At 66.9% G+C, this 13,104-nt stretch carries 12 protein-coding genes and 1 riboswitch; of the genes, 6 read left to right on the plus strand and 6 right to left on the minus strand.

Features of this window, described 5'->3' with window-relative positions; translation table 11 throughout:
- Positions 1-74 precede the first annotated feature (74 nt).
- From betT to IEX33_RS14360, 3 genes are read left to right on the plus strand one after another with little or no spacing between them, the layout of a single operon-like run.
- Positions 75-2,258: a choline BCCT transporter BetT gene (betT, locus tag IEX33_RS14350; RefSeq protein WP_229675395.1), complete on the plus strand. Its 2,184-nt coding sequence runs from the start codon at positions 75-77 to the stop codon at positions 2,256-2,258.
- Positions 2,255-3,754, plus strand: coding sequence for an aldehyde dehydrogenase family protein (locus IEX33_RS14355; protein ID WP_188731268.1), 1,500 nt, complete (start codon positions 2,255-2,257; stop codon positions 3,752-3,754). The genes betT and IEX33_RS14355 overlap by 4 nt, the downstream gene beginning before the upstream one ends.
- Positions 3,755-3,759: 5 nt before the next feature.
- Positions 3,760-5,340: a GMC family oxidoreductase gene (locus IEX33_RS14360; RefSeq protein ID WP_188731270.1), complete on the plus strand. Its 1,581-nt coding sequence runs from the start codon at positions 3,760-3,762 to the stop codon at positions 5,338-5,340.
- 59 nt (positions 5,341-5,399) lie between these two features.
- Here IEX33_RS14360 and IEX33_RS14365 read toward each other — a convergent pair whose 3' ends face one another.
- From IEX33_RS14365 to IEX33_RS14390, 6 genes are all read right to left on the minus strand, one after another.
- On the minus strand, positions 5,400-6,392 hold the full coding sequence (locus IEX33_RS14365) for an aldo/keto reductase (protein ID WP_188731272.1): 993 nt from the start codon (positions 6,390-6,392) through the stop codon (positions 5,400-5,402).
- Between the two features lie 64 nt (positions 6,393-6,456).
- Positions 6,457-7,095, minus strand: coding sequence for a nucleoside/nucleotide kinase family protein (locus IEX33_RS14370; RefSeq protein ID WP_188731274.1), 639 nt, complete (start codon positions 7,093-7,095; stop codon positions 6,457-6,459).
- 24 nt (positions 7,096-7,119) lie between these two features.
- Positions 7,120-7,488, minus strand: coding sequence for a DMT family transporter (locus tag IEX33_RS14375; protein WP_188731276.1), 369 nt, complete (start codon positions 7,486-7,488; stop codon positions 7,120-7,122).
- Positions 7,488-7,811, minus strand: a complete 324-nt coding sequence (locus IEX33_RS14380; protein ID WP_188731279.1) for a DMT family transporter — start codon at positions 7,809-7,811, stop codon at positions 7,488-7,490. The genes IEX33_RS14375 and IEX33_RS14380 overlap by 1 nt, the downstream gene beginning before the upstream one ends.
- Before the next feature lie 9 nt (positions 7,812-7,820).
- A riboswitch (guanidine-III (ykkC-III) riboswitch) is annotated at positions 7,821-7,886 on the minus strand.
- A 145-nt stretch (positions 7,887-8,031) separates the two neighbouring features.
- Positions 8,032-8,562 carry a ferritin gene (locus IEX33_RS14385; protein ID WP_188731281.1) on the minus strand — a complete coding sequence of 177 codons (531 nt, stop codon included), beginning with the start codon at positions 8,560-8,562 and terminating at the stop codon, positions 8,032-8,034.
- Positions 8,563-8,648: 86 nt separating this feature from the next.
- Positions 8,649-9,830: an ROK family transcriptional regulator gene (locus IEX33_RS14390; RefSeq protein WP_188731282.1), complete on the minus strand. Its 1,182-nt coding sequence runs from the start codon at positions 9,828-9,830 to the stop codon at positions 8,649-8,651.
- A 127-nt stretch (positions 9,831-9,957) separates the two neighbouring features.
- On the opposite strand from IEX33_RS14390, the gene IEX33_RS14395 reads away from it, so the two are divergent.
- Genes IEX33_RS14395 through IEX33_RS14405 form a run of 3 tightly spaced genes read left to right on the plus strand, consistent with a single transcriptional unit; the run spans position 9,958 to position 13,084 of the window.
- Positions 9,958-11,289 (plus strand): ABC transporter substrate-binding protein, encoded by a 1,332-nt coding sequence (locus IEX33_RS14395; protein WP_104186467.1) that lies wholly within the window; start codon positions 9,958-9,960, stop codon positions 11,287-11,289.
- The gene (locus IEX33_RS14400) at positions 11,289-12,203 is read left to right on the plus strand and encodes a carbohydrate ABC transporter permease (protein ID WP_219816813.1); all 915 of its coding nucleotides are present in this window, start codon (positions 11,289-11,291) and stop codon (positions 12,201-12,203) included. The genes IEX33_RS14395 and IEX33_RS14400 overlap by 1 nt, the downstream gene beginning before the upstream one ends.
- Entirely contained in the window at positions 12,200-13,084 is an 885-nt protein-coding gene (locus IEX33_RS14405) for a carbohydrate ABC transporter permease (RefSeq protein WP_104186465.1), read from the plus strand. The genes IEX33_RS14400 and IEX33_RS14405 overlap by 4 nt, the downstream gene beginning before the upstream one ends.
- Positions 13,085-13,104: the final 20 nt, after the last annotated feature.

The raw sequence follows: 13,104 nt of genomic DNA on the forward strand, positions 1-13,104 counted from the left end.
GTCTTTCGGCGGTGTCCGAAAGCCAATGAGCCGACGTCGTCCGCACCACAGCCTCAAAACTGGAATGGGACACGATGAGCCATAATGCAACGCCACCCGCGGCCACCGCGGGAACGAAAAACGCTGATCCAAAGTCGCAGCAACCACCCGCCGGGAAGAACACGCGGGCCGCCGACGCAGGCCCCGAAGCCACCACCCGGGTGAACAAGGCCGTGTTCTTCGGCTCGGCTTTCGGGGTGCTCGGCATCGCCGTGTGGGCCATTGTTGCCAAAGACAACGCAGAAGCCGTGATCGGATCCATGGTGGGCTCGGTGTCCACCAACATGGGCTGGTACTACTTCCTGATCGTCACTGCGGTGGTGGTCTTTGTCCTGTTCGCGGCAGTGTCCCGGGTGGGCAGGACCAAGCTGGGCCCGGACCATTCCAAACCGCAGTTCGGAATGTTCACCTGGGCGGCCATGCTGTTCGCGGCGGGAATCGGCATCGACCTGATGTTCTTCTCCGTTTCCGAGCCCGTCAGCCAGTACCTGGCGCCCCCGCAAGGGGAGGGCGGAACCGCCGAGGCCGCACGGCAGGCTTTGGTGTGGACGCTGTTCCACTACGGCATCACGGGCTGGGCCCTGTATGCCCTGATGGGGCTGGCGCTGGGGTACTTCTCCTACCGCCACAACCTGCCGCTGAGCATCAGGTCGGCGCTGTACCCCATCTTCGGGAAGAGGATCGAAGGCCCGATGGGGCATGCGGTGGATATCGCCGCGCTGCTCGGCACCATCTTTGGCATCGCCACCTCACTGGGCATCGGCGTCGTGCAGCTCAACTACGGGCTCAACTTCATGTTCGGCATTCCGGAGAACCTTGCCGTGCAGATCGGCCTGATCGCCCTGTCCGTGGTGATGGCCACTGTGTCCGTGGTGTCAGGCGTGGAAAAGGGCATCCGGCGGCTCTCGGAACTCAACGTGATCCTGGCCGTGGCCCTGATGCTGTTCATCCTCGCCACCGGCAAGACGAACTTCCTGCTGGACGGGATCGTCCAGAACATCGGTGACGTGGTGAGCCGTTTCCCCGCCATGACCCTGGACACGTTTGCCTATGACAAGCCCACAGAGTGGATGAACGCGTGGACCCTGTTCTTCTGGGCGTGGTGGATTGCGTGGGCGCCCTTCGTGGGCCTGTTCCTGGCCCGCATCTCCCGCGGCCGCACCATCCGGGAGTTTGTGCTGGGCACCATGACGGTCCCCTTCCTCTTCATCGTGCTGTGGATCTCCATCTTCGGAAACTCCAGCCTTGAGCTGGTCATGGGCGGCAACATGGCCTTCGGCGACGCTGCCATGAGCCATCCGGAGCGTGGGTTCTACAGCCTCCTGGCTGAGTACCCGGCTGTCCCCCTCACAGCGGCCGTAGCAACATTCACGGGGCTGCTGTTCTATGTGACATCGGCGGACTCCGGCGCTCTGGTGATGTCCAACTTCACCTCCCACCTGAAGGACGCGGATTCCGACGGGCCAGAGTGGATGCGCGTGTTCTGGGCTGTGGCCACCGGGCTGCTGACCCTGGCCATGCTCACGGTCGGCGGGGTCACCACGCTGCAGAATGCCACGATCGTCATGGGCCTTCCCCTGTCCCTGCTGCTGGTGTTCATCATGCTGGGCCTCTACAAGGCCCTCCGGGTGGAGAACTCGCTCAACGACAGCTACCGCGCCAGCCTGCCCGGCATCATCACGGGCCGCTCCAGCGACCTGCGCGGAGGACGCACCTGGCGGCAACGGCTCAGCCGCGCCATGAGCTACCCAGGGCGGAGGCAGACCGTCCGGTTCGCTGAAACGGTGGCCGTCCCGGCACTGCAGGAAGTCGAAGCCGAACTCAAAGCGCAGGGTGCGGAGACGGCACTGACAGTGACCACCGTGGAACCCTGCGGCATCCGCAGCATCGACCTGCAGCTGCCCATGGGCGAGGAGCGGGCCTTCAAATACCAGATCTACCCGGTGCAGTACGAGACGCCCAGCTATGCCACGCGCAGGGCTGATCCGGACGACCACTACTACCGCATGGAGGTGTTCTCCCAGGAGGGCAGCTACGGCTACGACCTCATGGGCTACACCAAGGAACAGGTCATCACGGACGTCCTGGACCACTACGAACAGCACCTTGAATTCCTGCACCTGAACCGTGCAGCGCCCGGAAATACCGTCCTGGTTGAGGACCAGGTGGCAAAAGACAATTGGGAATCCGACTTCGATATGCAGGAGGAAACGAAATGAGCACGGCAACGCTTTACATCGGCGGCAGCTGGACCGCAGCGTCCGACGGCGGCACCCGGGACATCCATTGCCCGGCCGACGGCGAACTGGTGGGGTCTGTCTCGGAGGGGACCGCCGCGGATGCGGACCGTGCCGTGGAGGCGGCGAGGGCAGCCTTCGACTCCGGCGCCTGGTCCGGGAAATCAGCGCTGGAGCGGGGCACCTTCCTGATCAGCGTCGCCAACCGGCTGCGGGAGCGCAAGGACGAGTTTGCCCGCGCCGAGACGCTGGACACCGGCAAGCGCCTGGTGGAAAGCGAAACCGACATGGACGACATCGCCAACTGCTTTGAATACTTCGGCAAGCTGGCCGGCCAGGATTCAGGCCGCGTGGTGGATGCCGGCAGCGCCACGGTGGTGAGCCGGATCGAATACGAGCCCGTCGGCGTGTGCTCGCTGATCGCCCCATGGAACTACCCGCTGCTGCAGGCCGCCTGGAAGATCGCACCCGCGCTCGCCGCGGGCTGCAGCTTCGTCCTCAAGCCCAGCGAACTGACGCCGCACACCTCCATCCTGATGATGGAGGTCCTCGCGGAGCTGGGACTGCCCGACGGCGTCGCGAACCTTGTGCTGGGCGACGGCAGGACCGTGGGCCCCGTCCTTTCCGGCCATCCGGAGGTGGACCTGGTGTCCTTCACCGGCGGCCTGGAAACTGGCAAGGCCATCGCCGCCTCGGCGGCAGCGTCGGTCAAGAAGGTGGCGCTGGAGCTGGGCGGCAAGAACCCCAACATCGTCTTCGCGGACGCCGATTTCGACGCCGCCCTGGACAACGCCCTCAACGCCGCATTCGTCCATTCCGGCCAGGTCTGCTCGGCCGGCGCCCGGCTGATTGTGGAGGAGTCCATCGCGGAGAAGTTCGTGGATGAACTGGTGCGCCGCGCGGAGCAGATCCGCCTCGGCGGCCCGTTCGACCCGGACGCCGAGACCGGCCCGCTGATTTCCGCCGCCCACCGCGACAAGGTCACCGCCTACGTGGAGAAGGGCATCGCCGAGGGCGCCCGGCTGCGCTGCGGCGGCGCCTGGGGCGAAGGGGAGCTGGAGAAGGGCTTCTACTACCTGCCCACCGTCCTGGACCGGGTCAAGAGCGGCATGTCCGTGGTGGTGGACGAGGCATTCGGCCCCGTGGTCACCGTGGAAACCTTCACCACCGAGGCGGAAGCCGTGAAACTCGGCAACGACACCCACTATGGCCTGGCCGGTGCCGTCTGGTCCCAGGATGCGGGCAAGTCGCAGCGGGTGGCCCGGGCGCTGCGCCACGGCACCATCTGGATCAACGATTTCCACCCCTACCTGCCGCAGGCGGAATGGGGCGGGTTCGGCCAGTCCGGCGTCGGCCGCGAACTGGGGCCCACCGGCCTGGCCGAGTACCAGGAAGCCAAGCACGTCTACCAGAACATCGATCCGCAGGTCACCGGCTGGTTCGCGGACCACGCCGCCGCACCTGCAGGGAGGAACTAAGGCACATGGCAGCAAAGACGGAATTCGACTACATCGTGATCGGCGGCGGCTCCGCCGGGGCCGCCGTGGCATCCCGCCTGAGCGAGGACCCGGCCGTGGAGGTTGCCCTGGTGGAAGCCGGGCCCGATGACCGGAACCTTCCCGAGATCCTGCAGCTGGACCGCTGGATGGAGCTGCTTGAATCCGGCTACGACTGGGACTACCCCATCGAGGAGCAGGAAAACGGCAACTCCTTCATGCGGCATGCCCGGGCCAAGGTCATGGGCGGCTGTTCCAGCCACAACTCCTGCATCGCCTTCTGGGCGCCCCGCGAGGACATCGACGAGTGGGAGCAGAAGTTCGGCGCCACCGGCTGGAACTCGGACCTGGCCTTCCGGCTGTTCAAGCAGCTGGAAACCAACCAGGACGCCGGCCCCGACGCGCCCCACCACGGCGACAGCGGCCCGGTGCACCTGATGAACGTCCCGGCGTCGGATCCCGCCGGCCGGGCCATGCTGGAAGCCTGCGAACAGTCCGGCATCCCCAAGGCGCACTTCAACACCGGTGAGACGGTGATCAACGGCGCCGGATTCTTCCAGATCAACCGCCGTGCGGACGGTACCCGGTCCTCGAGCTCGGTGTCCTACATCCACCCGATCATGGACCGCGGGAACTTCACGCTCCTGACCGGGCTGCGGGCCAAGGAACTCACCTTCGACGCCGCCAACCGCTGCACCGGCGTTGCCGTGGTGGACAACGCTTTCTCCCGGACGCATGAGCTCACCGCGCGGGCCGAGGTGATCGTTTCCACCGGAGCCATCGATTCCCCCAAGCTGCTGATGCTTTCTGGCATCGGCCCGGCCGCCCAGCTGGAGGAATTCGGCATCCCCGTCCGTGTGGACTCGCCGGGCGTCGGCGAGCACCTGCAGGACCACCCCGAAGGCGTGATCCAGTGGGAGGCCAGGCAGCCCATGACGGAGACGTCCACGCAGTGGTGGGAGGCAGGAATTTTCACCACCACCGAGGAAGGCCTGGACCGTCCCGACCTGATGTTCCACTACGGCTCGGTGCCGTTCGACATGCACACGCTGCGGCAGGGTTTCCCCACCACGGAGAACGGCTTCTGCCTCACGCCCAACGTCACGCACGCCCGCAGCCGCGGGACGGTGAAACTGCGCAGCAAGGATTTCCGGGACAAGCCGAGGGTGGACCCCCGCTACTTCACCGACCCGGACGGCCACGACATGCGCGTGATGATCGCCGGAATCCGGAAGGCCCGCGAAATTGCCGCGCAGCCGGCGCTGGCTGACTGGGTGGGAACCGAGCTGTACCCCGGCCCGGAGATCCAGAGTGATGAGGAGATCACCGACTACGTCCGGAAGACCCACAACACCGTGTACCACCCGGCCGGGACGGTCCGGATGGGCGCGGCCGACGACCGGATGTCGCCGCTGGATCCCGAACTGCGCGTCAAGGGCGTCACCGGGCTGAGGGTGGCTGACGCCTCCGTCATGCCGGAACTGACCACCGTGAACCCCAACATCACCACCATGATGATCGGCGAACGCTGTGCCGAGCTGGTCCGGGAAGCACGTTCCGCCTCCTGACCTGACGCGTGACGAAGGGCGGTCCCCTGCGGGGCCGCCCTTCGGCGTCGTGTGATGCTTTATTCGCGCCCTTCGGACACAAAGCTGGGGTCGGCTGAGCGGGAACCGACGACGGCGTCCGACGCTTCGCCGAGCGCGTCCAGGTGCGCCGGGGTCAGTTCCAGGTCCAGGGCGCCGAGGTTCTCGTCAATCCGGTGGGCTTTGCGGGTGCCGGGGATGGGGACGACGGGCAGCTCCAGCCTCCTGCCCTGGGCGAGCAGCCAGGCGAGCGCAACCTGCGCGGGTGTCGCGCCCAGGCTGTCCGCCACGGCCTGGACCGTGTCCACCACTGCCTGGTTGGCCCCGGCAGCATCGGGGGCGAACCGGGGGATCCGGCGGCGGAAGTCCTTCTCGCCCAGGCTGGAGGCGTCGACGGTGCCGGTGAGGAATCCCCGGCCCAGCGGCGAGTACGGCACGAAACCGGTTCCCAGGGCGGCAGCAGCAGGAACGACGTTGCGTTCCACGTCGCGGCTCCAGATGGACCACTCGCTCTGGACCGCCGCGATGGGGTGCACGGCGCTGGCTTCCAACAGCTCCCGGGCCGTCACTTCGGACAGCCCCAGGTGCCTGATCTTGCCCTGCTGCACCAGTTCCGCCATGGCCCCCACGGTTTCGGTCAGGGGAACGCGGAGGTCGCGGCGGTGCATGTAGTAAAGGTCGATCACGTCTGTGCCCAGCCGGTGCAGGCTGCGGTCCACGGCCTGGCGGATGTAGGCGGCGTCGCCGCGGATGTCCGTGTAGCCGTCCGCCGGCGTGCCCACCAGCCCGAACTTGGTGGCCAGCTGGACCTCGTCCCGCCGCTCCTTCAGCAGCTGCGCGATCAGTTCCTCGTTGCTGCCCCCGCCGTAGATGTCCGCAGTGTCGATGAAGGTGACACCGGAGTCGACGGCGTGGTGCAGCGTGCGGAGCGCGTCCTCCTGGTCCACCTCCCCGTACACGGGCGTCAGGGCCATGCCGCCGAAGCCGAGCGGGCTGACGGTGAGTCCGTCTCCGAGGTTTACCACGTGTGCCATCAGTTCTCCTGTTTCTTCGCCATGACCGGCGCTGTTTCGAGATGCCGTTGGTAGTGGCAACCCCTTAGTGCCAGGGAATAATCCTGCTGGCCGCCGGACGGGTGGCCTCGATCAGCGCGGCGTTGGCCTGGTCCGGGCCGGCTGCCCAGGCTTCCGCCGCGGCCCGTTCCATTCCGAACGAGATGTGCCGTTCCACCAGCCGGTTCAGCCGCAGCGTTGGGGGAACATCAACAAACCAGACCTCGTCCAGCTGCGCCCGGATGTCCTTCCAGGGTTCCTGCTCGAACAACAGGTAGTTGCCTTCCGTGATCACCAGGGAAACTTCCGCGGGGATGGCGATGGACGCCGCCACAGGTTCATCGAGGGTGCGGCGGAACTCCGGCGCGTAGACCACTGCCTCGTCCCGCCGCACCAGCCGGCGCAGCAGCGAAAGGTACCCGCCGGCGTCGAACGTGTCGACGGCACCCTTGCGCTGCCGCAGCGGCGTGCCTTTAATGATGGCGTTGCCCAGGTGGAAGCCGTCCATGGGCACCACCACCGCCTGCCCGGGCCCGAACTGCTGCTGCAGCCAGGCAGCGAACGTGGACTTGCCGGCGCCCGGCGCACCCGCGATGCCCAGCAGTATCCGCCGCCCGCCGCCCGGGGCGCTACGCAAGGCATCGCGCAGTCCGGCGACAGCTGCGGCGATCTCGGGGGAGTCCATGTCAAAAGCCTAGACTGCCCGCCCTCAGCGGTGCGCAGGTTCGGCAGCCGGCTGGTCCCTTTCGGCCGGCAGCGCCTTAAGGCCGGCGGCGCAGCCAACGATCCCGGCAATGAACACAACCTTCAGCACGCTGAACGGCTCCACGCCGGTGGCCATCGCCCAGCCCACCGTCAGCGCGGCGCCGATGCCCACCCACACGGCATAGGCGCTGCCCAGCGGGATGGTGCGGATGGCCCAGCCCAGGCCCAGCATGCTCAGGGTGGCCGTCACGGCGAAAACAAGGGTGGGGACGGGCCGGCTGAAGCCGTCGGACAGTCCCAGCGCGGTGGCCCACACGGCTTCGAGGACGGCCGAGGCCAGCAGCACCAGCCAGGGAAGTGATCGCCGCAGCATTACGCCACCACCTTCAGGCCAACCACGCACACAGCGATGCCGGACAGCAGGAGGAGGCGCGCCGTCGTCGGGCGTTCCGCCTTGGTGACGATGGCGTAGGCGGAGGTCAGCACCACGCCCACCCCAACCCAGACCGCGTAGGCGGTGCCGGTGGGGATGGACTGCATTGCGATGGCAAGGCCGCCCGTGCTCGCGGCGACGGAGACCAGGAAAAGTGCGGCCGGGGCGAGGCGCTGCCGCCCGGAAGCCTGGAAGGCGCGGTGCAGGGATGCGGCCCAGACGGCCTCGAGCGCACCGGAGAGAAGAAGTATTAACCACGACATGGCAGATCCTTTGGCCAGTCTTGTCGCGTTCCGGGTACTGAACCGTCGTCCGGAGGCTCAGGTGCGGAGCCTTGGTTTCCAGAATAGCAACGCGCGACGGCGTCGGGCTCGTTTGGTGCCCAACCTCACCACCGCCTGCTCCACCCAACTAGGTAGCAGCAGATGCTCTTTTGGCGGCTCAATCCGACATCTGCTGCGACCCAGTTGGGCCGGGCGGGGGTTAGAGCGCCCCGCCGGCAGCCTCGGGGGCGGAGGAGTCCCGGCCGCCGTCGCCGATGGTTTCGCGGGCAATGAAGTTTTCGATGTCGAACAGGTTGTCCGCGCGCTCTGCGATGTTCACCAGGGTGGTCATGGACGCCACTTCCTCCACCTGCTCCTTCAGGAACCACAGCATGAACTGCTCGCCCAGGGCATCGTTTTCGCTGCGGGCGGCCCGGAACAGGTCCTCGATGTTGCGGGTGACTTCCCTCTCCTGCTGCAAGGCCAGGGCCAGGGGCTCGGTGACGGAGGCGAAGTCGTTGCGGACAGCCGGAACGCCGGGAATGGTGAAGGGGATGTCCCGGTCAAGCATGTACTGCACCATCATCATGGCGTGGTTCCGTTCCTCCACGGACTGGCGGTAGAAGTAGCGCGCCAGCTGGGGGAGGTCCTGGTTGGCGAACCAGGTGGCCACGGCAATGTACTGCTGCGACGCGGTGAACTCGTTGCCGATCTGGGTGGACAGGAGCGCATTGAACGATGAAGTGGTCATAGCCCGAGTCTAGGGACGGCCCGGGGGAGCCACCAGTGTGGAAAGGCTCTGCTTCTGCAAGGCAAGGCTGCCCTGTGGCACTTTGCTCAGCCGGCCCGCTGCGCCAGCAGCTGTTCCACCCGTTCCGGCGCGTAAAGGCTCTCTTCCACGAGCTTGCACAACCCGACGGCCGTGGCCGTCCGGCTGTCCGCGGAGACAACCTCAAGGTCCACCAGGGACGGTTCAAAGGCGTCGTCGAGGATCTGCTGCCGGCAGGCTCCCAGGAAATCCGGCAGCACGCCCACCAGTCCGCCCACGGCGATCCGGCCGGGATTCAGCGTCCCCACCGTCGCTGCGAGCGCGCGTCCCAGCACCCGTCCGGCTTCCGTGACCGCGGAGTGCACGGCGGGATCGCTGCCGCACGCGTCAACGAGCTGGCGCAGGGTGCCGTAGCGGGCAAGTTCCGGTTTCGCGAGGAGCGCGCGTCCTGACGCCGCGGCCGCGAGGCAGCCGTCCCTGCCGCAGCGGCAGCGGCGGCCCGCGGCCTCGGGAATCCGCACGTGCCCGATGTCCCCGGCGGCACCGTGGGCGCCGCGGACCAGGGCGCCCCGCACAATGATGCCGGAGCCGACGCCGGTGCTGACCTTCACTGCCACGAGGGACTCGAGCGGCTCCCGGACCTCGCCGACCGCCATCGAGCGGGCGTCATTTTCCAGCAGGACCGGGCAGTCCAGCCTCGCCTCCATGACGTCCTGCAGGCGCTGCAGGTCCCAGTGGGCCAGGACGGTGCGTTCCAGGCCCAGCCGGTGGAGGGGGTCCACCGGGGCCGGCAGCCCCACCCCTGCTCCTACCGGCTGCCGCCCGTCGAGGAGCCGCAGGGACTCCTCAATGACAGTGCCGGCCACGCCTTCCTGGGGCTGGCTGATCTTGATGGGCAGCCGGGCGGAGGCCACGATATCCCGGCCCAGGGACAGGAGGTGGATGCTGGCGTGGGTGTGCCCGATCTCGATCGCCAGGACCAGCTTGTTGCGGTCATCGAAGCGGAGGGCCCGGGGCGGCCTGCCGCGCTGGGAGCGCAGCGGCGTGGATTCATAGACCAGGCCCGCAGCGAAGAGAGCGTCCAGCCGCTCATAAAGGGTGGACCGGGCCATTCCCGTGATATCCAGCAGGTCCGCCCGGCTGTATCCGGCCGGGCTTGAGCGCAGGAGCTGGAGGACGTGGCCGGCGCTGGTGGCGGGCCCCACGGGAGGTTGGCCTGAGCCCCCGACGAGCGTCCTCTGCTGGGTCATCCTGCCCGCTTCCTTTGCATGTGTGGCCTGCCCGCGCCGCGGGCAGGCCATTGACGTGGTCTAGATCACACAATTATGATCGATCATCAGACAAAAATACTATCTGCCCTTGCAGCAGGAGGTTCCAATGTCGGATCTTGCCCACCGTGACCTCAGCCGGCGGACCTTGCTCAAGGGAGGGTTGATGGCCCTGGCCACCGGCCCCCTACTGGCAGCCTGCGGCGTGAACACCAGCGGGAGCGGAGGGGAAGGCTCCGTCAACTTCCTTTCCACCCAGTTCTCCCCCGTGGAGGAGCGGCAGAGATATGAAGCCACGCTGAAGAAGTTCGCCGGTGACATCCAGGTGGCCTACAACCCCGTGGACACCGGCATCTTCAACACCACCCTGAAGTCCCAGCTCGCCGCCGGAAAGGTTGAGATAGGCATCGCAGCGGGCCTGCACAGCGACCTCATCCCCTTCGCGTCCCAGTTCGAGGACCTCAGCTCCCTGACCAACGACCTTTCGTCTGCCGGCTACTCCGACGACCTGCTGGAGCTGGCGAAGCTCGGAACGGATTCTCCCCGGTACATCCCCTGGATCCAGGCGACCTATGTGGTGGCGGTCAACAAGAAGGCGCTGGATTGGCTGCCCTCGGGCGCCGACGTCAACAACCTGACCTACGAGAACTTCCTGGCGTGGGCCCAGGCAGCCAAGGCGGCGAACGGCGGGCGTCCGGTATTCGGCATTCCGGCCGGGCCGAAGGGCCTCCACCACCGCTTCTACCAGGGCTTCCTCCTCCCCAGCTTCACCGGCGGGCAGATCACCACGTTCCGCAATGACGATGCCGTCACCGCCTGGACCTACATGCGTGACCTGTGGGCCAACATGAATCCGGCCTCCGCAAATTACGACTTCATGCAGGAACCGCTGGGCAACGGGGAAGTCCTGGTGGCATGGGACCATGTGGCACGCCTCATCAACGCGGTCCAGGACAAGCCTGACGACTGGCTGATGGTGCCCGCCCCGTCCGGCCCGAAGGGCAAGGGCTACCTGCTCGTCGTCGGCGGCATGGCCGTGCCCCAGGGTTCGCCGGAAAAGGACAAGGCCTTCGAGCTGATCAAGGCGCTGTCAAAGCCGGAGGCGCAAATCGAGACGCTGAAGTCCAACGCGTTCTTCCCGGTGGTGGAGGCGGATATCGGAAGCGACCTGCCGGGCGGCATCGCCCTGGAGGCCAAGGCCGTCAAGGCGCAGCAGGAAGCCCCGGACGCCATCCTCGCGCTCCCGCCCGTGGGGCTGGGCGACAAGGACCCGCAGGTCTCCCAGCTGTTCAAGAACTGCTTCCAGGAGATCTGCCTGAACAACGCAGACGTCAGGGCGACGCTGGACCGCCAGGGGGCGGAGCTGGCCAGCATCATGGACACGCTGAATGTTCCCTGCTGGGCCCCGGACCCCGACGCTGACCAGTGCAGGGTTGCGTGATGGCTTCCCCGGACGCACCCGCTGCCGCAAGGCCCCGGCCCCGGCCCGCCAGGCCGCGCGGCCGGCCGCCGCGGAGGAGCGGAACGTCGGCGGCAATGCTGCTGATTGCCCCGTCCATCGTCTTTATGACCCTGCTGTTCGGCTGGCCCATGGTCAGCGGCATCCTCCAGGCGTTCGGCGGCCCGGAAGGACTGACGACGGCGAACTTCACCCGGATGGCGCAGGACCCCTATTTCTGGTCTTCTGTGGGCAACACCCTGCTGCTGATCGTGGTGATGATTCCGATCCAGTTCGTCCTGGCGCTGGCCATGGCCCTGCTGATCCGGGCCAAACCGCGCGGATCCTCGGTGTACTTCTATATCTGGGCCATCCCCCTGGCGGTCAGCGACCTTGCCGCCGGCCTGGTCTGGCTGACGGTCTTCACGGACCGCGGGTACCTGAACTCCGTGCTCGCCTCCGTGGGCCTTGAACCCGTCTCGTGGCTCGCCTACGACAACTACGCATCCATGTTCATGGCCGTGCTGATCGCGGAAGTCTGGCGGGCAACGTCGCTGGTGTTCGTGATCGTCGTCGCCGGGCTGCAGTCCATCCCCAAGGACTATGAGGAGGCGGCCGGCGTTTTCGGGGCCGGCTTCTGGGACCGGCTGTGGCACGTGACCCTGCCGCTGCTGCGGCCCAGCCTCCAGACCGCCCTGATCCTGCGGACCATCCTGGCCTTCCAGACCTTCGCGGTGGCACTGGCCCTCACCGGACAGAACTTCCCGCTGGTGGTCGGCGAGACTTACCGCTGGTACACCGGGCTGCAGGACGCCAACGTGGCGTCGGCCCTGGCCCTGGTGGTGATGGCAGTGTCCATGGTCACCGCCGTCGGGTACCTCAAGCTCCTGAAAGACCAGTCGGAGGCCCCGCGATGAGCCACGCCACCACCAACAAGGCAACGGCCCCGGCAGACCGCCCGGCGCCGGAGGTGGACCGCAGGCCGCTGGCAAAGCGGCGGCGGAACCGGATCCTGCTCCAGGTGGGCTGCATCCTCATCACGCTTTTCATGGCGCTGCCGATTTACCTGATCGCCCTGTCCGCCACCTCCAGCAGGGCGGCCCTGCAGGATTTCCCGCTGAGCTTCATCCCGAACAATTTCTCCCTTGAGACCATGCAGACGTTCCTGCAGTCCACGGGCATCCTGGGCGGCCTCATCAACTCCGTCCAGGTGGGCATCTTCACCCTTTTGCTGTCCCTGATCATCGGCGTCCCGGCCGGTTACGCGGTGGCGCGTTTTGCCTTCCCCGGCAGGGACCCGTACCAGCTTTTCCTGCTCTTCACCCGGGCCCTGCCCATTGTGGTGCTTTCCGTGCCGCTGGCGCAGCTCTTCCTCCAGACCGGGCTGTACGACAGCGTCCTGGCCGTCGTCCTGCTCCACACAGCGCTGGCACTGCCCACCACCATCCTGATCACCTCCTCGGTGTTCCTGGGCGTGCCGCGCGACGTTGAGGAAGCCGCCCGGATCTTCGGCTGCAGCCCGGTGCAGGCCTTCATCAAGGTGGTGATGCCCATGGCCATCCCGGGCATTGCCGCGGCCTCGATCTTCACCTTCGTGATGTCCTGGAACGAGGTGCTGGGCGCGTCGATCCTTACGCTGAACCAGCGCACCCTGCCGGCCCAGGTCCTCAGTTCCCTCGCCGAGTCACCGCTGGCCTACCGTTTTGCCGGCGGCTTCCTGCTGGTGATCCCGGCACTGATCTTCATCTTCTTCATGCGCCGCTACCTCACCAACATGTGGGGCTCCACCATCCGCTGAGTGCGTTCCAGAGAGGCTGT

The organism is Pseudarthrobacter scleromae (genome assembly GCF_014644515.1).
In the GTDB taxonomy this organism is placed as follows: Bacteria; Actinomycetota; Actinomycetes; order Actinomycetales; family Micrococcaceae; genus Arthrobacter; species Arthrobacter scleromae.